Genomic DNA, 18,971 nt, shown 5'->3' with positions numbered 1-18,971 from the left:
GCGGCACCCCTGTCGTGTGGGCCATCCGCGCGCAAGGGCGACGGCCGGTTACTGGAATTCGGGCGGCCGCTTCTGACGCAGGCTCGCCATGCCTTCGTGCACGTCGGGGCCGGCAAAGCCCATGAATTCGAGCGCCAGCGAGGTATCGAACGCGGGACCGGCCATGCGCAGCCAGTTATTGAGCGCGTACTTGGTCCAGCGGATGGCGGTTTGCGATCCCGCCGCGAGCCGGTTGGCCACCTCGAACGCCTTGGCCACCAGTTCGTCTTCCTCCACCGCCAGCGATACCAGGCCGATCCGCTCGGCTTCCTCGCCGCTGACCGACTCGCACAGCATCAGATAGTACTTGGCCTTGGCCATTCCGCACAGCAGCGGCCACACGATGGCGGCGTGGTCGCCGGCGGCCACGCCCAGGCGGGTATGGCCGTCGACGATGCGCGCGGTCTTCGACGCGATCGAGATATCGGCCAGCAGCCCCGCCACCAGCCCCGCGCCCACGGCCGGGCCGTGCATGGCGGAGACGATCGGCTTGTCGCAGTTGATGACGTTGTAGACCAGGTCGCGGGCCTCATGCCAGACCCGTGTGCGGGTTTCGAAGTCGTTGGCCATGTCTTCGACCAGCGCCAGGTCGCCGCCGGCCGAAAAACCCTTGCCTTCGCCACGGATCAGGGCCACCCGGATGTCGGGATCGGCCGAGACGTCGCGCCAGATCTCGGCCAGCTCGCGGTGCATGCTGGCGTCGGCCGTGGCCAGCTTCTGGTTGGCCGACTGCGCCGCGCCCATGATGACTTCGAGCACCGGGCCGTGGCGGCGCAGCGTCAGGGCCTGGTAGCGGGCCAGGCGGGGGGAGAGCGTGTTGGCGTCGGCGGTCATGGGGCGAGTTCCGGAAAGAAGGCGCCGGGTGGGCGCGGGGCAAGGCGATGATCCGGCCGATTTCCCGACCGGGCGGTCGGGGAATTATAGGCGCAACGGTGCGGTGCGACGCAAGCCGGGGCTTGGCCCGATGCGGACGCTGGCCCGGCCGGGTAGCAGGGGGTCAGCGGGCCGCCACCACCTGGTCGATGGCGCCGAAGATCGACTTGCCGTCGGCATCGAACATCTCGATGCGCACGGCGTCGCCGAACTTCATGAACCCGGTCTCGGGCTTGCCATTCTCGATGGTCTCGATCATGCGCTTTTCGGCGATGCAGGCGTATCCCTTGCTGCGGTCGACGTTCGAGATGGTGCCCGACCCGACGATGCTGCCGGCGCGCACGTTGCGGGTCTTGCAGATGTGGGCGATCAGCTGGCCGAAGTCGAACACCATGTCGGTGCCGCAGTCTGGGGCGCCCACCTTCTTGCTGTTCCAGAGGACCGTCATGGGGCGATGCACCTTGCGGTCGCGCCATGCGTCGCCCAGTTCGTCGGGCGTGACCGCCACGGGCGAGAACGCGGTGGCCGGCTTGCTCTGGAAGAAGCCGAAGCCCTTGCCCAATTCGGCGGGGATCAGGTTTCGCAGCGACACGTCGTTGGCCAGCATCACCAGGCGGATGGCCTCGGCGGCCTGCTCGGGCGTGGCGCCCATGCGCACGTCGCCGGTGATCACGGCCACCTCGGCCTCGAAGTCGATGCCGAACGCCTCGTTCGGGCACACGATGTCGTCCTGCGGGCCGATGAAGTCGTCGGACCCACCCTGGTACATCAGCGGATCGGTCCAGAATTCGGGCGGCATCTCGGCGCCGCGCGCGCGGCGTACCAGTTCCACGTGGTTCACGTAGGCGGAGCCGTCCGCCCACTGGTAGGCGCGCGGCAGCGGGGCCATGCAGTCCTTCGGCTGGAACGGGAACGGATGGCGCGCCCGGCCCGCGTTCAGCGCGTCGTACAGGTCCTGCAGCTGCGGGGCGTAAAAGTGCCAGTCGTCCAGCGCGGTCTGCAGCTTGCCGGCGATTTCGGTGGCAAAGTGCGCGGTCTTCAGATCACGCGAGACAACGACCAGCTGGCCGTCGCGCGTACCGTCCTTCAGGGTGGCGAGTTTCATGCGAAATCGAACATTGGCAGGAATGAATGGCCGGTAGTCTACCGGAGCGGCCCGGGTTGCCCGCTGGCCGCGTATAGAATGGCCGGCATCACATTCCTGTTTCCCGAGCTGCGCATGACCGCTGTGGACGATGACGATTCCCGCGACGACCTGGCACACGAGGATGGCCGCGACGACGCCAAACGCGCCGGCATCCAGTCCATCGAGGTGGGATTCCGGCTGCTGCAGGCGCTGGCCGCATCGCCGCGCGCGATGATGCTGCGCGACCTGGCCGCCGCCGCCGGCATGAGCCCGGCCAAGGCGCATCGCTACCTGGTCAGTTTCCAGCGCCTGGGGGCCGTCACGCAGGACGCCGTGAGCCAGCGTTACGACCTGGGGCCGTTCGCGCTGCAGCTTGGCCTGGCCGGCCTGAACCGGCTGGACCCCGTGCGCAAGGCCCGGCCCATCCTGTCGCAACTGCGCGACGAGATCGACCAGACCGCCGGCATTGCCGTGTGGGGCAACCATGGGCCCACCATCGTCCACTGGGAAGAATCCAGCCATCCGGTCAGCGTGAGCCTGCGGCTGGGCGATGTGATGCCGCTGCTCAATTCCGCCACGGGCCGGCTCTATGGCGCGTACCTGTCCCGGCGCCAGACACTGCCGCTGATCGAGCGTGAACTGGCCACGCGTGGCGATGTCGCCCTGCCTGACATGCCTGCGTCGCTGGCCGACTACGATGCCATCTGCGCCGAAGTGCGCGAGCGCGGCGCGGCGCGTACGCGTGGCGGCGTGCTGCCGGGCATCAATGCCATCTCGACGCCGGTGTTCGACGCCAACGGTCATTTGTCGATGGCGCTGATCGTGCTGGGCGCGCAAAGCGTATTCGATGCAGAATGGGGCGGCGCGGTGGACCGCCGTGTGCGCGATATCGCGCGACAGATTTCGTCGGAACTTGGTTATCTTGGCGACAGCCAGCCGTCCACAAGGGACGGAGCCCCCTCGTAAGCGTCCGCGGCGCCTGCGCCGATGGATGGTGGTGATCGCACTGGTGGCGATCGCGCACGCGCTGTTGCTGTTCAGCCTGGTGCGCGTGCCGATCCCGGCATTGCCCGATCCGCGCGAGACGCCGCCCATCGAGGCGGTGCTGCTGCCTCCGCCAAAGCCCCCGGCGCCGCCCGCCCCGCCGCGCCCCGCGCCGAAGCCGGCGCCGCAGGCCCAAGCACCTGTTCCAGCCCCCGAACCTGCCGGGGAGCCCGCGGCTCCCGCGCTGGCCACGGCCGATAGCGGCGATACATCGGCCAGCACGGGCGCCGGAGGCACCGGCACGGGCACCGCCAGCGCCCAGCCAGCGCCGGCCGAGACATCGGCGCCGCCCACGCCCCCTGGGCCGCGCTATGCGGCCCCCCCTTCGGTCACCCTGCGCTACGCCAGCTTCGTCAACGGCGTGCAGAACCCCGACGGCATCATCCGATGGGAACAGGACGGCAAGCACTACCGGCTGGCCGTGGAGACGCGCGTGCTGTGGTTCCGCTTTGCATTCCAGAGCAGCGGCGACATGACCGATCGCGGACTGGCGCCCACGCGATATGAAGAGGCCCGCCGCAGCAAGGTGGAAGTGGCACGCTTCGACCGCGCCGCCAATACCGTGGTGTTTGAAACGCGTGGCGGCCAGGTGCCGATGCCCACCGCCTTCCAGGACCGCTTCAGCATCTTCCTGCAACTGGTGGGCTGGGTGCGGGGCGACCCGCAGCGCTATGCCACGCCGGGTGTGGTCGAGTCGTTCAACGTGGCCGACACCCGCGAGGTAGAGCCGATGCAGATCCAGTACGTGGGCGACGAAGACATTGATATCGGCACAGACGTGGTGCGCGCGCGACACTTCGTGCGGCTTGCACGCCACCCGAATGACAAGCGGCGCGTGGAAATCTGGCTGGCGCCGTCGTTGAACTGGATGCCTGCGCGGCTCCGTCAGACGGAGCCCGATGGCACTCAGATCGATCTGGTCTATCGTAGTAGTGAAGGAAGGTGATGCCGTAGCCGCGGTGACACGTGCTGACCACGCGGGAGACTGAAACATGCCTGACACATTGGCGCAGCGAATACGCGCTGGCGACGTCCAGCTGCAGGCGCGCATCGATGGCCGGGAAGGGCCATGGGTGGCTCTGATCCATGCGCTCGGTGCGAATCTGACACTGTGGGACGATACCGCGCGTCATTTGTCTGATCGCTATCGTGTGTTGCGATTCGACCTGCGCGGCCACGGGGGCAGCGACGCGCCGGTGGGCGCCTACACGATGACCCGGCTGGCCGACGACGCCGTGGCCCTGATGGACGCGCTGGACATCGGACAGGCCCATGTCTGCGGCGTATCGGTGGGCGGCATGGTGGCCCAGACGCTGGGTGTGCGCCACGCGGACCGTCTGTTGTCGCTGACCCTGGTGGACACGATCGACCATACCCCGATGGAAGCTCACCCGATGTGGGCCAACCGGATCGGACAGGCCGAGGCGCACGGCATGGCGGGCATGGCGCCGTCCACGATGGAACGCTGGCTGACGCAGCCGTTCCGCGCGAAGCATCCCGACCAGGTGGAACGTATCAACCGGATGTTGCTGGCCACGCCGGTGCAGGGTTACGTGGGGGTCGCGCAGGCCATCGTGGCATTCGACCTGGCGGACGCGATCGGCCGTATCCATTGTCCGACCCTTGTAGTGACAGGGGATAAGGACGAAGGGGCGCCCGTATCGATGGCCCAATCCATTGCGCAGAAAATTCACGGTGCGAAGCTGGAGGTACTGCCCGACGCCGCGCACCTGTCGTTTATCGAACAACCGGAACGCTTCCATGCGATCTTCGATGCGTTCCTGGGGCATGCGGCATGTGGCGGGCAGTGTGATATTCCGTAACGCCATTGGGAAGATCGCAACACAGTAATGTCAGGCGCTCAAGAAACTTGCGGCAGGCGCCGATGCCCAACATAGGAGGGCAGCAATAGCACGCAAAGGTTCGTCCGGGCAGTAAAACTTGAATTACGGACGACTACCCTCAGCTTGGAGAGGAAATCGCGTCATCCCGGCAGGCTTGGGACCGGCGCCAACCATACGCCAGGAGGTAGTGCGATGCAAATGATCTACAACAGCGACAACTATTGCATTGTCGAGTTTGGCGCAGATGTCGAGCATGCGACCCTTGCCTCGGGCGGCTACGAAATCGTCGACAAGAACCTGAAACGCGAAATTTTCCTCGGCGGTCATATGGCCGAGACCTTCCGCGCCGACGTGACGCGTCTGATCGAAAGCGAGCCATCCGTGGAGGAAGTCGACGAGTTTCTGGGCAAGTTCGACACCGTCATGAACAATCCGCTGGTGATGCACTGAGCATTGCCGGCACGGCCCAAATGAAAGACGCCCGCTGGCCAAGCGGGCGTTTTTCATTGGCACGCCAGGGCACCGGGTGCTTCAGTATTGCTCCCACGGCAACCCGTCGTGCCGCCAGCCGTTGACGGTGTTGCGATGGCGATGGGCGTCGAGATCGCCCTCGAAACCGTGCAGGACGTTGTAGACCGTGGTGAAGCCGGCCCCCTCCAGCGCCCGGGCCGCCGCCGACGACCGGTTGCCGCTGCGGCAGATCAGCACCACGGGCCGCGCCGATACCTGTCCGGCCAGTTTCTTCACGGCCTGGACGAAGTGCGGATTGACCTCCCAGTCCGGGCCGTCGTTCCAGGGCACGTTGTGCGCGCCCTGCGGATGGCCGACGAACAGGTATTCCATCTCGCTGCGGCAGTCGATAAAGAGGGCATCGGGCTCGGTGCCGAGCAGCGCCAGGGCGTCGTTGGGGCTCAAGTGTTGCATGGGAACTGACGAAAATCGGACGAAAGCGGACGATAGCGGATGATGGCCGACGGGAGCGAAGGTCGGTTCGTGGCGAATACGTCTCCTAGTGTAGGCGTGCCGTCTCCGGCTGACAACCGCGCCCAGACGCTGCGGCGCGGGACGGGGCGCCCGCCCGCAATCCCTTGATCTACCTGATAAAATCGCCCTCTTGCCCAAATTTGCGCATTCGGCCCGCCGGCCGGGCGCGCGCATCACAACCAGGCCCCACCATGAGCGCAGTCCAATCCGCCCCCCGCCCCTATACCCGGGCCGCCAGCCTGCCCCGGCTGCTGCGTGAACGCATCCTGATTCTCGACGGCGCGATGGGTACGATGATCCAGCGCTACAAGCTGGGCGAGGCCGAGTACCGTGGCACGCGCTTCGCTGACCATCCGATCGACGTGAAGGGCAACAACGAACTGCTGCTGCTGACGCGTCCGCAGGTCATCAGCGAGATCCATGAGCAATACCTGGCCGCGGGCGCCGACCTGATCGAGACCAATACCTTCGGTGCCACGAGCGTGGCGCAGGAAGACTACAAGATGGCCTCGCTGGCGTACGAGATGAACGTCGAGGCGGCACGCCTGGCGCGCGCGGCCTGCGACAAGTACAGCACGCCCGAGAAGCCGCGTTTCGTGGCCGGCGCGTTCGGCCCGACGCCGAAGACCGCCAGCATCAGCCCCGACGTCAACGACCCCGGCGCGCGCAATATCACCTTCGAGGAACTGCGCGATTCCTATTACGAACAGGGCAAGGCCCTGCTCGAAGGCGGCGCCGATGTGTTCCTGGTCGAGACGATCTTCGACACGCTGAACGCGAAGGCCGCGCTGTTCGCGATCGACCAGCTGTTCGAGGACACCGGCGAGCGCGTGCCCGTGATGATCTCGGGCACCGTGACCGACGCATCGGGCCGCATCCTGTCGGGCCAGACCGTGGAAGCGTTCTGGAACAGCCTGCGCCATGCCAGGCCGGTCACGTTCGGCCTGAACTGCGCGCTGGGCGCCACGCTGATGCGCCCGTACATCGCCGAGCTGGCCAAGGTGTGCGACGCCGCGGTGTCGTGCTATCCGAACGCCGGCCTGCCGAATCCGATGAGCGACACGGGCTTTGACGAAACGCCCGAGGTCACGTCCGCGCTGGTGGAGGAATTCGCCGCGTCGGGCCTGGTGAACCTGGTGGGCGGCTGCTGCGGCACCACGCCCGATCATATCGCCGCCATTGCCCGCCGCGTGGCCGACAAGACGCCGCGTGCCTGGCCGGGCCAGTATCGCGAAGACGCCGAACAGGCAGCCTGAAAACATCGTACGCACCGAGCATTAGAGAAGACACATCATGAGCCAGAGCAAGCTGCCCCCGCGTCCGATGCGCCTGTCCGGCCTGGAGCCGTTCCTGATCGATGACGACACGCTGTTCGTCAACGTCGGCGAACGCACCAACGTCACGGGTTCCAAGGCGTTCGCCCGCATGATCCTGAACGGCCAGTTCGACGAAGCGCTGGCCGTGGCCCGCCAGCAGGTGGAGAACGGCGCCCAGATCATCGACATCAACATGGACGAGGCGATGCTCGATTCCAGGGCGGCGATGGTCCGGTTCCTGAACCTGATCGCGTCGGAGCCGGACATCGCGCGCGTGCCGATCATGATCGATTCGTCGAAGTGGGACGTCATCGAGGCCGGCCTGCAGTGCGTGCAGGGCAAGGCCGTGGTGAACTCGATTTCGCTCAAGGAAGGCGAGGAGCAGTTCCGCCACCATGCCACGCTGATCCGCCGCTATGGCGCCGCCAGCGTGGTGATGGCCTTCGACGAAAAGGGCCAGGCCGACACCTTCGAGCGCAAGACCGAGATCTGCAAGCGCAGCTACGACGTGCTGGTGAACGAGGTGGGATTCCCGCCCGAGGACATCATCTTCGACCCGAACATCTTCGCGGTGGCCACGGGTATCGAGGAACACAACAACTACGCGGTGGATTTCATCGAAGCCACGCGCTGGATCAAGCAGAACCTGCCCTACGCCAAGGTGAGCGGCGGCGTGTCGAACGTGTCGTTCTCGTTCCGCGGCAATGACACGGTGCGCGAGGCCATCCACACCGTGTTCCTGTACCACGCGATCGAGGCGGGCATGGACATGGGCATCGTCAACGCCGGCCAGCTTGGCGTGTACGACCAGCTCGACCCGGAACTGCGCGAGCGCGTGGAAGACGTGGTGCTGAACCGTCGCGACGACGCCACCGACCGCCTGCTGGAGATTGCCGACCGCTTCAAGGGCGGTGGCCAGAAGAAGGAAGAGAACCTGGCCTGGCGCGGCACGCCGGAGGCGCCGGTGCCGGTGGGCGAGCGTCTGGCCCATGCGCTGGTGCACGGCATCACGACGTTCATCGTCGAGGACACCGAGGAAGTGCGCCAGCAGGTGGCGGCGCGCGGCGGCCGCCCGATCGAGGTGATCGAGGGCCCGCTGATGGACGGCATGAACATCGTCGGCGACCTGTTCGGCGCGGGCAAGATGTTCCTGCCGCAGGTGGTCAAGAGCGCCCGCGTGATGAAGCAGGCCGTGGCGCATCTGCTGCCGTTCATCGAGGAAGAAAAGCGCCTGCTGGCCGAGGCCGGCGGCGACGTGCGCGCACGCGGCAAGATCGTGATCGCCACCGTGAAGGGCGACGTGCACGACATCGGCAAGAACATCGTGTCGGTCGTGCTCCAGTGCAACAACTTCGAAGTCGTGAACATGGGCGTGATGGTCCCGTGCAACGAGATCCTGGCGCGCGCCAAGGTCGAGGGTGCGGACATCGTGGGCCTGTCGGGGCTGATTACGCCTTCGCTGGAGGAAATGGCCTACGTGGCCTCGGAGATGCAGCGCGACGACTACTTCCGCGTGAAGAAGATTCCGCTGCTGATCGGCGGCGCCACCACGTCCCGCGTGCACACGGCCGTGAAGATCGCGCCGAACTACGAGGGCCCGGTGGTCTACGTGCCCGATGCCTCGCGCTCGGTCAGCGTGGCGTCGAGCCTGCTGTCCGACGAGGGCGCGGCGAAGTACCTGGACGACCTGAAGTCGGACTACGACCGCATCCGCGCCCAGCACGCCAACAAGAAGGCCACGCCGATGGTGTCGCTGGCCGAGGCGCGCGCCAACAAGACGCCGCTGGACTGGAGCACCTACGTGCCGCCGAAGCCGAAGTTCATCGGCCGGCGCGTCTTCCGCAACTACGACCTGGCGGAGCTGGCCAATTTCATCGACTGGGGCCCGTTCTTCCAGACATGGGACCTGGCCGGCAAATTCCCGGACATCCTCAACGACGAGATCGTCGGGGAGTCGGCACGCCGTGTGTATTCGGACGGCAAGAGCATGCTGGCCCGCCTGATCCAGGGCCGCTGGCTGACCGCCAACGGCGTGATGGCGCTGCTGCCGGCCAATACGGTCAATGACGACGACATCGAGATCTACACGGACGAATCGCGCAGCAAGGTGGCGCTGACCTGGCACAACCTGCGCCAGCAGAGCGAGCGCCCGGTGGTGGACGGCGTGCGCCGCCCGAACCGCTGCCTGGCCGACTTCGTCGCGCCGAAGTCGAGCGGCGTGGCCGACTACATCGGCGTGTTCGCGGTCACGGCCGGCATCGGCGTGGACAAGAAGGAAGCACAGTTCGAAGCCGACCACGACGACTACAGCGCGATCATGCTCAAGTCGCTGGCCGATCGCCTGGCCGAGGCCTTTGCCGAATGCCTGCACCAGCGCGTGCGGACCGACCTCTGGGGCTACGACGCGGCCGAAACGCTCGACAACGACCAGCTGATCGCCGAGGCGTACCGCGGCATCCGTCCGGCGCCCGGCTATCCGGCCTGCCCCGAGCACACGGTCAAGGCGCCGATGTTCGAATTCCTGGACGCCGCCGAGATCGGCATGGGCATTACCGAGGGGTTGGCCATGACGCCGGCCGCGTCGGTGAGCGGCTTCTACCTGTCGCACCCTGACTCGACGTACTTCAGCGTCGGCAAGATCGGCCAGGACCAGCTCGACGACATGGTGGCGCGTCGCGGCGAAGACCGTACGACGCTGGAACGCGCGCTCGCACCGAACCTGTAAGCAGCTTCGCTGCAGCTGTAAGCAGTTGCAATGACCGGGGCCCCGCGTAACAGCGGCGCCCCGGTTTTTTTATGGCGCGCGGCCGCTGCCGACGCCGCCGCAACGGCCGTTGAAACATAAGGGAAATACGACGAAATCGTTTCCCGGCGCGGTGTGGAGGGCATCGGCGCGCCATGTTTGCAATGTCTTCACGACTGCTTACAGAAGCTGACAAGTGCTCACACCCGGCCAGGGCCGGCTCCATAGACTGGAACCCAGTTCACGTGACACCGCGTGAATGCCGCAGCGAATGTTTCGCTGCGGAGCATTCAGTAAAGGAGTCTCTCCCATGAAGAAGCTGCTGATCTCCCTGTCCGCCCTGTCGATTGCCGCCGCCTCGTCGTTTGCGATGGCCCAAGGCACTGGTGCCACGGCTGGCACCCAAGCGGGCGTCGGCGCCTCGGTGAACGCCCCCTCGCAGAATGCCAGTCCGAATGCCGGGCTGAACGCCGGCGGCGCGGCCGGCGGTGCCGTGACCCCGGCCAGCCCGAGTTCGGCGGATCCGGGCAGCAAGGCCGGCCTGGGCGCGAAGTCGGGCGCCGACACCTCGCTGTCGACGACCCCGACCGACAAGGAAAACAAGGGCAAGCACACCGGCCACGCCAAGTCCAAGTCGAAGAAGGGCGACGTGGGCGCCAATGCCGGAGCCGGCGCGGATGCCGGCACAAAGATCCAGTAAGCGCCGGACGGGATGCGGGCGGGCCCCTCCAGACCGCCCCATCCCGGCAGTATGCAAATGGACTGACGGACGCCTTCGGGCGTCCGTCTTGCATTGGGGAGGCGTCGCCCGATACGCGTCGCACTGCAGCATTTTCCGGTGACCTGCGCTGGCTCGCGGCGCGCCTTCGCCCGCGTCGCGGCTGTCGCCGTGGCGCGTCATGTCAGCCTGACACCGACATATTCGGCGTCGCGCCGGCACTACAATGCAGGAAACCGGCCCGGACCGTGCTCCGGCAGGCGGGCCGCCCCCCTCACCGTGGAGACACCGATGATCCGCGTCTTGATCGCCGACGATCATGAGATCGTGCGCGCCGGTCTGCGCCAGTTCATTTCAGAGGAACCCGACATCAAGGTGACGGGCGAAGCCGCCAGCGGCGACGAAGTGATGGCGCAGTTGCGCGACAGCGAGTTCGACGTACTCGTACTCGACATTTCCATGCCGGACCGGAACGGCATCGATGTGCTGAAGCTCATCCGGCAGCGGTTGCCCAACCTGCCGGTGCTGATCTTGTCCACCTATCCCGAAGACCAGTACGCGATCAACCTGATCCGTGCCGGCGCCTCGGGCTACCTCACCAAGGAATCGGCGCCGGACGACCTGGTGAAGGCCATCCGCACGGTGGCCCAGGGCCGCCGCTACGTGAGCCCCACCGTGGCCGACCTGCTGATCGGCGGGCTCGACAAGCCGACCGAACAGCCGGTGCACCAGACCCTTTCCGAGCGAGAGTTCCAGATTTTCTGCAAGCTGTCACGCGGCCAGTCGGTCTCGGTGATCGCCGACGAACTGTTCCTGAGCGTGAAAACCGTGAGTACCTACCGCTCCCGCATTTTGGAGAAGATGGGCATGAAGACCAATGCCGACCTGACCTACTACGCCATCAAGAATGGGCTCGTGGAATAGGCCGGACTTTGGATTTCCCGTGCCAGAACCGTTAATCGTCTATCTCTTCGCCTGACAGTTGCCAAGCGCCATGCCGGAGCAAGCCACGGCCTCCTCGAACCGTTCGCTGCGGGTCCTCCTGATCGAGGACTCCGAAGTCTTGCGGGGCATGCTGCTGGAATATCTGACGGCCTTTCCGTTCGTCGAGTCGGTGGACTGGGCCGATACCGAAAGCGGCGCGGTGAAGCTGGCCACCCACGGCCAGTACGATGTGTCGATCGTCGACCTGCAACTGCGCCAGGGCAATGGCATCAACGTGCTGCGCGAAATGCAGAAGGCGGGGCTGTCCGGCATCCGCATCGTCTACACCAACCATGCGCAGGTGTCGATGTACCGCCGTCAATGCACCGAGGCCGGCGCCGACTATTTCTTCGACAAGTCGCTCGAACTGGAACAGGTGTTCCGCGTGATCGAGGACTACGCGACCTCCGCCTCCTAGATTGCCTCCTGGATTGCGTTCCTGGATAGCCGTTCGACGAAACGGGCCGGGGCCCATGGCGCCGAATCGCCCTGCTGGGGGCGCGGACTCGGGGCTCGGGCTTCGGGGCTCGGGCTTGGGGCTCGGACGGCTCTCAGGCTTGGGGCTCGGATTTCGCTCAGGCTTCGGCGCTCAGGCTTCGGGGCTCGGACTTCGGCGCTCAGGCTTCAGGGCTCGGACTTCAGGGCTCACGCTTTCGGCGCTCAGGCTTCGGGGCTCGGACTTCAGGGCTCAGGCTTCGGCGCTCGGACTTCGGGCCTCAGACTTCGGTGGTCTCTTCCGGCGGCGCCAGGACCGATGTGGTCAGCGGCACCTCGACGCGGATCGACACGCCCTGGCCAGGCGCCGAATCGATGTGCATCGTGCCGCCCAGCGCCAGCACCCGCTGTTCCATCCCCAGCAGGCCGTGATGGCCGGCGATGCTGCCGGCTTCGAAATCAGGCGGCAGGCCGCGACCGTCGTCGCGAATCGTCAGGGTCAGCTGCTGCGGCGTGCAGGCCAGCGACACGGAGATATGCCGCGCCTCGGCGTACTTGCTGGCGTTGTTCAGCGATTCCTGCACGATCCGGTACAGCGCGATGGCCGCGTTGTCGCGCAGCGGCGGCAGCGACTCGGGCAGATCGACCTGGGTTTCCCACTGGTTGCGGGCGCCCACGTCTTCCACCTGCTGCACGATGGCCTCGCGCAGCCCCAGGTTCAGCAGCACCGTAGGCCGCAGGTCCTCGATCAGCCGGCGCTTGATCTGGATGGCCTGGTCGGCATGCTGCATCACGCGCGTGATCTTGTCGCGCGCCTCGGGGTGTGTCTGCTGCACCCGCATCTTCACCCAGTGCAGGTCGAGCTTGATGGCGGTCAGGATGGCACCCAGTTCGTCGTGCAGTTCGCGCGACAGCCGCGTCTTTTCGTCCTCGGTCACGCGCTGCAGGTGGGCCGCCAGCGCCGATAGCTGGCGCGTGCGCGCGCGCACCTTGCGATCCAGCCGCGCGCTTTCCTCTTCCAGTTGCTCGCGCGCGGCCTCGGCCATCGTCATGCGGCGCTGATGGCCCATGCCCACCGCCACCAGCAGCAGGATGTTGATGGCTGTCAGCAGCCCGATGCCGTAGCGCGACAGCTGCAGGTCGTGCTCGGCGGCTTCGAGGTTGTGGGTGACCGTGCCCGATTCGCGCACCTGCAGGTGTTCCAGGCCGCGCCGCGCGCTTTCCATGGTCTGCTTGCCGAAGTCGGTGCGAATCATGTCCAGTGCCACATCGACGTCGCGCTTGCCGTAGACCAGCGTCAGCGCCATCTCGTTGAGCTTGCGCGTGACGAACTGCGACGCCTCGCCGAACTGGCGCAGCCCTTCCGGATCATTGGCGTAGTGCTGGCGGATGCGCGACATCAGCTCGCTGATGTGGGGCAGCGCCTTGTAGTACGGGTCGAGGTAGCTTTCCTTGCCGGTCAGCAGGTATCCGCGCTGGCCGGCCTCGGCGTTGACCAGTTCGGCAATCAGCTCGCCCAGGTCGCTTTGCAGCTGCTGCGACCGGATGGCTTCGGTGTAGCCCTCGCGCAGGCGCAGGTTGCCGGTTTCCGACGCGATCAGCACGGCCAGTGTCAGCACGATGCCGCCGGCGAGCAGCAGGGTGTTTCTCAGGAGTAGGGAATGCTTGGCCATCGGGGGTCACTGGTTTGATGCGCCGCCGCGCCGGGGCGGAAGAGCGGCCATGGAATCACATCGTCATGGTGCGGTCAATCGTACCGGGGCGGCAGGCGTACCGCATCCGGCGCGAAGCGGCGTGCGCTGTAGGACTTGGCTGACATCTGAATCGGTCTGGAATCGGTGTGCGGTCCAAGGGTGGAACCCTACGATGAGGCTATGAGCTTGCGCACCGTGGCGCAAGCCGAACGCACCACCAGCCTCCAGGCGGGTGCGCTCGCTAACCTCGGGAGACTGGTCATGTTGTACTACGCACTCGTCTTTTTCATTGTCGCCCTGGTGGCGGCCATTTTCGGCTTCGGTGGTATTGCAGCCGGCGCGGTGGAAATCGCGAAGATCCTGTTCTTTATCTTCCTGGTCGTGGCGCTGGTCGCTGCGGTAATGGGGCTGGTGCGCCGACGGTAAGCGCAGCAGCACGCGTTGCCTGACCGGGGGACCGGCGGGCAACTCCGCCAGGGACTGGACATAGGAGTACCCATGCTCACGCAGAATCCAAAGATCCGCAAGGAAATCACTCATCTGCAGGACAGTGCCGACTCGGCTGTGCGCCAGTTCCGGCATGCCGCGCGGGATACCCGCGACGCGGTGGCCCCGGTGTCGGGCGAGGTCAAGGCGCTGATTGCGCAACTCCAGCAAACGATCGACGTGCTGGCGCATGAAGGCTCCGCCGAAGGCATGGCCGCTGGCCGCCGCCTGCGGGCCCGCGCGCAGGAACTGTCCGGCCGCGTCCGCGATCGCAGCCTCGACGGCATGCACTGGGCGCGCGATCAGGTGGATGTGGCCGTCGACCACGGCCGGCAGCGCGTGGTGGCTTCGCCACTGAAGGCAGTCGGCGTGGCCGCGCTGGTCGGCGCCTGTATCGGCCTGATGCTGGCCGGCCGGCGCAACGGCGACTAGATCACCGACGGCGGGCGGCCAAGCTAGCCGGCGCCTCAGGGATACGCAGGTAGACAAAGACGTTTCAAGGGTCTCTCCCCTTACCCCTGCAGCAACCCCCTTTCCGGATATATCCCTGATCCGGGACGCCCGGGCACCAAGCGGTGTCCGGGTTCTTTTTTGCGCGCCACGCATCCATGGCGACAACCTTTCAGTCTGCTTTCTACGGGGAGGCGAATCGGGGCGGGCGGCCCGTGCAGGCCGCCGTCGAAGACGGGCACCGGCGCCGCGCAAGGCGCGCCGGTGCGTGACGATCAGGCCGGAAGATGCCGGCGATGCGGGCTCAGACGCCCCACATCACGTCGGTGCCTTCCTTCTGCGACAGGCGCAGCATGTCCAGGAACGGGTAGGCGCGCTGCCCCAGGTGCAGCGGCTCCTCTTCCCGGTCGTCGTCCGGGCCCGGGTGTACCGTGGTGTCGGCCGGGTGGATCTTCTTGGCGTCCTGGACGGCGGCTTCCAGCTTGCGGATCGCCGCCGGCATTTCCTCGGTCGTGATCACCCCACGGTCGCCCAGATGCTTGCCGATGATGCCAAGCAGCGTGATGGCAAGATCCTTCATCATGATCAGGTCTTGCGCCGCGTGGGATTTGAAGGTGATCAGCATGATGTTTCCTTTCACGAGTGGCGACATGACTGGCGCGGGGCGCACAGGTCGTCGCATGATGTCAGCATAGCACCTGATAAAATTCCGCGTTTCCCGATTTCCACCGCCGGCGCACGGGGCGGGGCCTTCACTTTTCGCCCCTCCTGGCCCCGGTCGCATTTCAGCTTTCCAAGGCCCAGATATCCATGCTGCCTGTTCAGACCTCCCAACTCGCCGCCGCGTTCACCGATGCCGTGCGCGCGCTCGCCCCGGCCGACGCCGCCCTGCCCGCGGTCACGTTCGAGCGCCCCAAGCAGGCCGCTCACGGCGATCTGGCGTGCAACATCGCCATGCAGGTGGCCAAGGCACTGAAGACCAACCCGCGCGAACTGGCGCAGAAAGTGGTGGATGCGGTGGCCGCCGATCCCCGCGCATCGGCGCTGGTGACGGCGCTTGAGATCGCCGGCCCCGGCTTCATCAACCTGCGCCTGAGCCCGGCGGCCCGCGCCGAGGTGCTGCGCGCGGTGCTGGGCGACGGCGACCGCTACGGTGCCCGTCCGGCCGGCGAGCATGGCCAGGTGCTGGTGGAGTTCGTGTCGGCCAACCCGACCGGCCCGCTGCACGTCGGCCACGGCCGGCAGGCCGCGCTGGGCGATGCGCTGGCCAACCTGCTGGCCTGGCAGGGCTGGAAGGTCCATCGCGAGTTCTATTACAACGACGCCGGCGTGCAGATCCACACCCTGGCGGTGTCGGTCCAGGCCCGGGCGCGCGGCCTGAAGCCCGGCGACGCCGGCTGGCCCGAATCGGCCTACAACGGCGACTACATCGCCGACATCGCCGCCGACTTCCTGGCCGGCAAGACGGTCGCGGCGTCGGACGGCGAGCCGGTGACGGCGTCGGGCGACGTCGAGGATCTGGAGTCGATCCGCAAGTTTGCCGTGACCTACCTGCGCAACGAGCAGGACATCGACCTGCAGGCGTTCGGCGTGAAGTTCGACCGCTACTACCTGGAATCGTCGCTGTACAGCGACGGCCGCGTGGAAGCCGCCGTGCAGTCGCTGATCGGCCGCGGCAAGACCTACGAGAGCGAAGGCGCGCTGTGGCTGCGCACGACGGACGACGGCGACGACAAGGACCGCGTCATGAAGAAGAGCGACGGCACGTACACGTACTTCGTGCCGGACGTGGCCTACCACACCACCAAGTGGGAGCGCGGCTTCGCCAAGGTGATCAACGTGCAGGGCAGCGACCACCACGGCACCATTGCCCGCGTGCGCGCCGGCCTGCAGGGCCTGGATATCGGCATCCCGCAGGGCTATCCCGACTACGTGCTGCACAAGATGGTCACCGTGATGAAGAACGGCGAGGAGGTGAAGATCTCCAAGCGCGCGGGCTCCTATGTGACCGTGCGCGACCTGATCGAGTGGAGCAACGGCGGCGACGAGACCATCCGCGGTTGCCTGGAAGCCGGCGTGGCCGACTGGCCGGCGCACTTCACACGCGGGCGCGACGCCGTGCGCTTCTTCCTGCTGTCGCGCAAGGCCGACACCGAATTCGTGTTCGACGTGGACCTGGCGCTGAAGCAGAACGACGAGAACCCGGTGTACTACGTGCAGTACGCCCACGCGCGCATCTGCTCGATCTTCGAGGCCTGGGGTGGCGCCGACTGGCAGGCGCGCCTGCCGGAACTGGCCAGCGTGGACCTGTCGGCCGTGACCGCCGCCGACGTGAGCCCGCAGGCCATCGCGCTGGGCCGCCGCCTGGCCGAGTTCCCCGACATGCTGGCTGCCGCCGCCGGCGAACTGGCGCCGCACGCCGTGGCGTTCTACCTGCGCGACCTGGCGGGCGACTTCCACGCGTTCTACAACGCCGACCGCGTGCTGGTGGACGACGAAACGGTCAAGCGCGCCCGCCTGGCGCTGCTGGCCGCCACCCGGCAAGTGCTCAAGAACGGCCTGGCCGTGATCGGCGTATCGGCGCCGCAACGGATGGACCGTGCCCCGGAGCAGGAAACGCCCGCGGCCTGAACTTCGCGTCATCGGACTGGCTCTATAATCCCCGGCAACACCGAAGAGGACTACATGCAACACAATGCAAAGCGCGCCCCGCGCGCCGTCCGCCATCGCCAGACGCAGCGTGGCGGCACGTTCCTGGGCCTGGTGCTCGGGCTGATCGTCGGCCTGGCCATTGCCGTGGTCATCGCGCTGTACATCACCAAGTCGCCCGCGCCGTTCAAGGGCAACGGCAACAGCGGCCCGGCGCCGCGCCCGACCGAGCCCGGCAACGTAGCCAGCACGCTGCCCAACCCGACCCAGCAGGCGCAGCAGCCCCAGCCGGGCGCCGAGCCGGCCGATCCGAACAAGCCGCTGTGGAGCAAGACGCCCGCCAAGCCGGTGGGCCAGCCCGAACAGCCGGCGGCGCAGCCGCCCGTGGCCACCAGCCGTCCGGCCGAGGCGCCGGCCAGCAATGGCGCGGTGGCCAGCAAGCCGGCCGAAAAGCCGGCCGAAAAGCCCGCCGCGCGTCCGGCCGAAAAGCCGGTGGCCGACCCCATCGCCGAAATTGCCCAGGCCGATGCCAACAAGGTGGGCTACCTGCTGCAGGTGGGCGCGTTCCGCTCGCAGGACGACGCCGACCGCCAGAAGGCCAACCTGGCCATGCAGGGCTTCGAGGCCAAGGTGACCGACCGCGACGTCAACGGCGTCAAGATGTACCGCGTCCGCCTGGGGCCGTTCAACCGGATCGAGGACATGAACCGTGCGCGCGACCGCTTGCAGTCGGCCGGTTTCGACGCTTCGGTGATCCGTTTCACGAAGCAGTAATCTGGCGAAATATTCGGTCCGGGGAGGCCTGGCGCGAACCATGTGCCGCCGCCCCGGTCATAGACGCTATCCCATCGCTCGTCGAGCACGTTCAACCCGTAAGGCCCTTCTGACATGAAGAAAATCGCCGCACTGATCGCCACCGCTGCCGCCGTAGGCGGCCTGCTGATGTCCGCGCCCGCCGCCATGGCTGCGCCGGCCGAAGGCAAGGACTACACGGTTCTGAAAGCCCCGCAGCCGGTGCCGGCCGGCAAGATCGAGGTGACCGAGTTCTTCTGGTACGGCTGCCCGCACTGCTACGATTTCGAGCCCGAACTGGAAGCCTGGGTCAAGAAGCAGGGCAAGGACGTGGTGTTCAAGCGCGTGCCGGTGGCCTTCCGCGACGACCTGCTGCCGCATACGAAGATCTTCTACGCGCTGGAATCGCTGGGCAAGCTCGACGCCCTGCACACCAAGGTGTTCGACGCCATCCACAAGCAGCGCAAGCGCATGGTGGACACCAATGAAATCGCCGATTTCATGGCCGCCAACGGCATCGATCGCAAGCAGTGGCTGGACACCTACAACTCGTTCTCGGTGACCACCAACTCGCAGCGCGCCAACAAGATCGCGGACGCCTACAAGATCGATGGCGTGCCGACCGTCGTGGTGCAGGGCAAGTACGTAACCTCGCCGTCCATCGCCGGCACGAAGTCCGCTGCCATCCAGGCCATGGATTTCCTGGTCACGGGCGTACGCGACAAGAAGCTCTGATCGATCGCCGGCCCGGCCGATCGACGCCAACAGCCCGGTGCAGCCGATGCGCCGGGCTG

Annotated in this window: 19 protein-coding genes; 14 read left to right on the top strand and 5 right to left on the bottom strand. The window is 66.6% G+C overall.

What is annotated here, in order from left to right:
• Positions 1–48 precede the first annotated feature (48 nt).
• Together BLQ58_RS16815 and BLQ58_RS16810 are read right to left on the bottom strand one after the other, a co-directional pair.
• The gene (locus tag BLQ58_RS16815) at positions 49–873 is read right to left on the bottom strand and encodes an enoyl-CoA hydratase/isomerase family protein (RefSeq protein ID WP_092600350.1); all 825 of its coding nucleotides are present in this window, start codon (positions 871–873) and stop codon (positions 49–51) included.
• Between the two features lie 163 nt (positions 874–1,036).
• A complete protein-coding gene (locus tag BLQ58_RS16810) occupies positions 1,037–2,017 on the bottom strand; it encodes a fumarylacetoacetate hydrolase family protein (protein ID WP_092600348.1) in 981 nt (326 codons plus the stop codon).
• Between the two features lie 114 nt (positions 2,018–2,131).
• On the opposite strand from BLQ58_RS16810, the gene BLQ58_RS16805 reads away from it, so the two are divergent.
• The 4 genes from BLQ58_RS16805 (at position 2,132) to BLQ58_RS16790 (ending at position 5,376) form a co-directional block, all read left to right on the top strand.
• Positions 2,132–3,004 (top strand): IclR family transcriptional regulator, encoded by an 873-nt coding sequence (locus BLQ58_RS16805; RefSeq protein ID WP_092600730.1) that lies wholly within the window; start codon positions 2,132–2,134, stop codon positions 3,002–3,004.
• A 25-nt stretch (positions 3,005–3,029) separates the two neighbouring features.
• Positions 3,030–4,028 (top strand): DUF3108 domain-containing protein, encoded by a 999-nt coding sequence (locus BLQ58_RS16800; RefSeq protein WP_092600346.1) that lies wholly within the window; start codon positions 3,030–3,032, stop codon positions 4,026–4,028.
• A 46-nt stretch (positions 4,029–4,074) separates the two neighbouring features.
• Entirely contained in the window at positions 4,075–4,905 is an 831-nt protein-coding gene (gene pcaD / locus BLQ58_RS16795; RefSeq protein ID WP_092600345.1) for a 3-oxoadipate enol-lactonase, read from the top strand.
• Positions 4,906–5,118: 213 nt separating this feature from the next.
• Positions 5,119–5,376 (top strand): BTH_I0359 family protein, encoded by a 258-nt coding sequence (locus tag BLQ58_RS16790; RefSeq protein ID WP_061956410.1) that lies wholly within the window; start codon positions 5,119–5,121, stop codon positions 5,374–5,376.
• Between the two features lie 81 nt (positions 5,377–5,457).
• On the opposite strand, the gene BLQ58_RS16785 is transcribed toward BLQ58_RS16790, so the two are convergent.
• The gene (locus tag BLQ58_RS16785; RefSeq protein WP_092600343.1) at positions 5,458–5,850 is read right to left on the bottom strand and encodes a rhodanese-like domain-containing protein; all 393 of its coding nucleotides are present in this window, start codon (positions 5,848–5,850) and stop codon (positions 5,458–5,460) included.
• A gap of 251 nt (positions 5,851–6,101) precedes the next feature.
• Between BLQ58_RS16785 and BLQ58_RS16780 the strand changes: the two genes are divergently transcribed.
• The 5 genes from BLQ58_RS16780 to BLQ58_RS16760 all read left to right on the top strand — a co-directional run bounded on the left by BLQ58_RS16780 (position 6,102) and on the right by BLQ58_RS16760 (position 12,089).
• Positions 6,102–7,166 carry a homocysteine S-methyltransferase family protein gene (locus BLQ58_RS16780; RefSeq protein ID WP_092600341.1) on the top strand — a complete coding sequence of 355 codons (1,065 nt, stop codon included), beginning with the start codon at positions 6,102–6,104 and terminating at the stop codon, positions 7,164–7,166.
• A 37-nt stretch (positions 7,167–7,203) separates the two neighbouring features.
• Entirely contained in the window at positions 7,204–9,951 is a 2,748-nt protein-coding gene (gene metH / locus BLQ58_RS16775) for a methionine synthase (RefSeq protein ID WP_092600339.1), read from the top strand.
• A 328-nt stretch (positions 9,952–10,279) separates the two neighbouring features.
• On the top strand, positions 10,280–10,669 hold the full coding sequence (locus tag BLQ58_RS16770) for a hypothetical protein (protein ID WP_092600337.1): 390 nt from the start codon (positions 10,280–10,282) through the stop codon (positions 10,667–10,669).
• A gap of 309 nt (positions 10,670–10,978) precedes the next feature.
• Positions 10,979–11,611, top strand: a complete 633-nt coding sequence (locus tag BLQ58_RS16765) for a response regulator (RefSeq protein ID WP_061956399.1) — start codon at positions 10,979–10,981, stop codon at positions 11,609–11,611.
• Between the two features lie 70 nt (positions 11,612–11,681).
• On the top strand, positions 11,682–12,089 hold the full coding sequence (locus BLQ58_RS16760; protein WP_092600335.1) for a response regulator: 408 nt from the start codon (positions 11,682–11,684) through the stop codon (positions 12,087–12,089).
• Positions 12,090–12,387: 298 nt separating this feature from the next.
• Here BLQ58_RS16760 and BLQ58_RS16755 read toward each other — a convergent pair whose 3' ends face one another.
• The gene (locus BLQ58_RS16755; RefSeq protein WP_092600333.1) at positions 12,388–13,779 is read right to left on the bottom strand and encodes a sensor histidine kinase; all 1,392 of its coding nucleotides are present in this window, start codon (positions 13,777–13,779) and stop codon (positions 12,388–12,390) included.
• A gap of 282 nt (positions 13,780–14,061) precedes the next feature.
• Here BLQ58_RS16755 and BLQ58_RS16750 point away from each other — a divergent pair, with 282 nt between their 5' ends.
• Together BLQ58_RS16750 and BLQ58_RS16745 are read left to right on the top strand one after the other, a co-directional pair.
• Positions 14,062–14,226 (top strand): DUF1328 domain-containing protein, encoded by a 165-nt coding sequence (locus BLQ58_RS16750; RefSeq protein WP_066734861.1) that lies wholly within the window; start codon positions 14,062–14,064, stop codon positions 14,224–14,226.
• 72 nt (positions 14,227–14,298) lie between these two features.
• A complete protein-coding gene (locus tag BLQ58_RS16745) occupies positions 14,299–14,718 on the top strand; it encodes a DUF883 family protein (RefSeq protein ID WP_092600331.1) in 420 nt (139 codons plus the stop codon).
• Between the two features lie 322 nt (positions 14,719–15,040).
• On the opposite strand, the gene BLQ58_RS16740 is transcribed toward BLQ58_RS16745, so the two are convergent.
• Positions 15,041–15,361: a DUF1840 domain-containing protein gene (locus BLQ58_RS16740; RefSeq protein ID WP_092600329.1), complete on the bottom strand. Its 321-nt coding sequence runs from the start codon at positions 15,359–15,361 to the stop codon at positions 15,041–15,043.
• Between the two features lie 185 nt (positions 15,362–15,546).
• Here BLQ58_RS16740 and argS point away from each other — a divergent pair, with 185 nt between their 5' ends.
• The 3 genes from argS (at position 15,547) to BLQ58_RS16725 (ending at position 18,912) form a co-directional block, all read left to right on the top strand.
• Positions 15,547–17,367 carry an arginine--tRNA ligase gene (gene argS / locus BLQ58_RS16735; RefSeq protein WP_092600327.1) on the top strand — a complete coding sequence of 607 codons (1,821 nt, stop codon included), beginning with the start codon at positions 15,547–15,549 and terminating at the stop codon, positions 17,365–17,367.
• A gap of 54 nt (positions 17,368–17,421) precedes the next feature.
• Positions 17,422–18,159, top strand: coding sequence for an SPOR domain-containing protein (locus BLQ58_RS16730; protein WP_092600325.1), 738 nt, complete (start codon positions 17,422–17,424; stop codon positions 18,157–18,159).
• 114 nt (positions 18,160–18,273) lie between these two features.
• Complete coding sequence (locus BLQ58_RS16725; protein ID WP_092600323.1) at positions 18,274–18,912, top strand: thiol:disulfide interchange protein DsbA/DsbL; 639 nt, start codon at positions 18,274–18,276, stop codon at positions 18,910–18,912.
• The last annotated feature ends 59 nt before the right edge of the window (positions 18,913–18,971 follow it).

The organism is Ralstonia sp. 25mfcol4.1 (assembly GCF_900104095.1).
Lineage (GTDB): Bacteria > Pseudomonadota > Gammaproteobacteria > Burkholderiales > Burkholderiaceae > Cupriavidus.
The sequence above is the reverse complement of the archived record's forward strand: the minus strand, read 5'-3'. Positions and strand labels throughout refer to the sequence as shown.

Coding starts and splice junctions, on each gene's coding strand:
- pcaD (WP_092600345.1), top strand. CDS start 4,075: ATGCCTGACACATTGGCGCAGCGAATACGCGCTGGCGACGTCCAGCTG.
- BLQ58_RS16765 (WP_061956399.1), top strand. CDS start 10,979: ATGATCCGCGTCTTGATCGCCGACGATCATGAGATCGTGCGCGCCGGT.
- BLQ58_RS16730 (WP_092600325.1), top strand. CDS start 17,422: ATGCAACACAATGCAAAGCGCGCCCCGCGCGCCGTCCGCCATCGCCAG.
- BLQ58_RS16800 (WP_092600346.1), top strand. CDS start 3,030: ATGGTGGTGATCGCACTGGTGGCGATCGCGCACGCGCTGTTGCTGTTC.
- BLQ58_RS16810 (WP_092600348.1), bottom strand. CDS start 2,017: ATGAAACTCGCCACCCTGAAGGACGGTACGCGCGACGGCCAGCTGGTC.
- BLQ58_RS16740 (WP_092600329.1), bottom strand. CDS start 15,361: ATGCTGATCACCTTCAAATCCCACGCGGCGCAAGACCTGATCATGATG.
- BLQ58_RS16760 (WP_092600335.1), top strand. CDS start 11,682: ATGCCGGAGCAAGCCACGGCCTCCTCGAACCGTTCGCTGCGGGTCCTC.
- BLQ58_RS16750 (WP_066734861.1), top strand. CDS start 14,062: ATGTTGTACTACGCACTCGTCTTTTTCATTGTCGCCCTGGTGGCGGCC.
- BLQ58_RS16780 (WP_092600341.1), top strand. CDS start 6,102: ATGAGCGCAGTCCAATCCGCCCCCCGCCCCTATACCCGGGCCGCCAGC.
- BLQ58_RS16755 (WP_092600333.1), bottom strand. CDS start 13,779: ATGGCCAAGCATTCCCTACTCCTGAGAAACACCCTGCTGCTCGCCGGC.
- BLQ58_RS16725 (WP_092600323.1), top strand. CDS start 18,274: ATGAAGAAAATCGCCGCACTGATCGCCACCGCTGCCGCCGTAGGCGGC.
- BLQ58_RS16745 (WP_092600331.1), top strand. CDS start 14,299: ATGCTCACGCAGAATCCAAAGATCCGCAAGGAAATCACTCATCTGCAG.
- BLQ58_RS16770 (WP_092600337.1), top strand. CDS start 10,280: ATGAAGAAGCTGCTGATCTCCCTGTCCGCCCTGTCGATTGCCGCCGCC.
- BLQ58_RS16790 (WP_061956410.1), top strand. CDS start 5,119: ATGCAAATGATCTACAACAGCGACAACTATTGCATTGTCGAGTTTGGC.
- BLQ58_RS16815 (WP_092600350.1), bottom strand. CDS start 873: ATGACCGCCGACGCCAACACGCTCTCCCCCCGCCTGGCCCGCTACCAG.
- BLQ58_RS16805 (WP_092600730.1), top strand. CDS start 2,132: ATGACCGCTGTGGACGATGACGATTCCCGCGACGACCTGGCACACGAG.
- metH (WP_092600339.1), top strand. CDS start 7,204: ATGAGCCAGAGCAAGCTGCCCCCGCGTCCGATGCGCCTGTCCGGCCTG.
- argS (WP_092600327.1), top strand. CDS start 15,547: ATGCTGCCTGTTCAGACCTCCCAACTCGCCGCCGCGTTCACCGATGCC.
- BLQ58_RS16785 (WP_092600343.1), bottom strand. CDS start 5,850: ATGCAACACTTGAGCCCCAACGACGCCCTGGCGCTGCTCGGCACCGAG.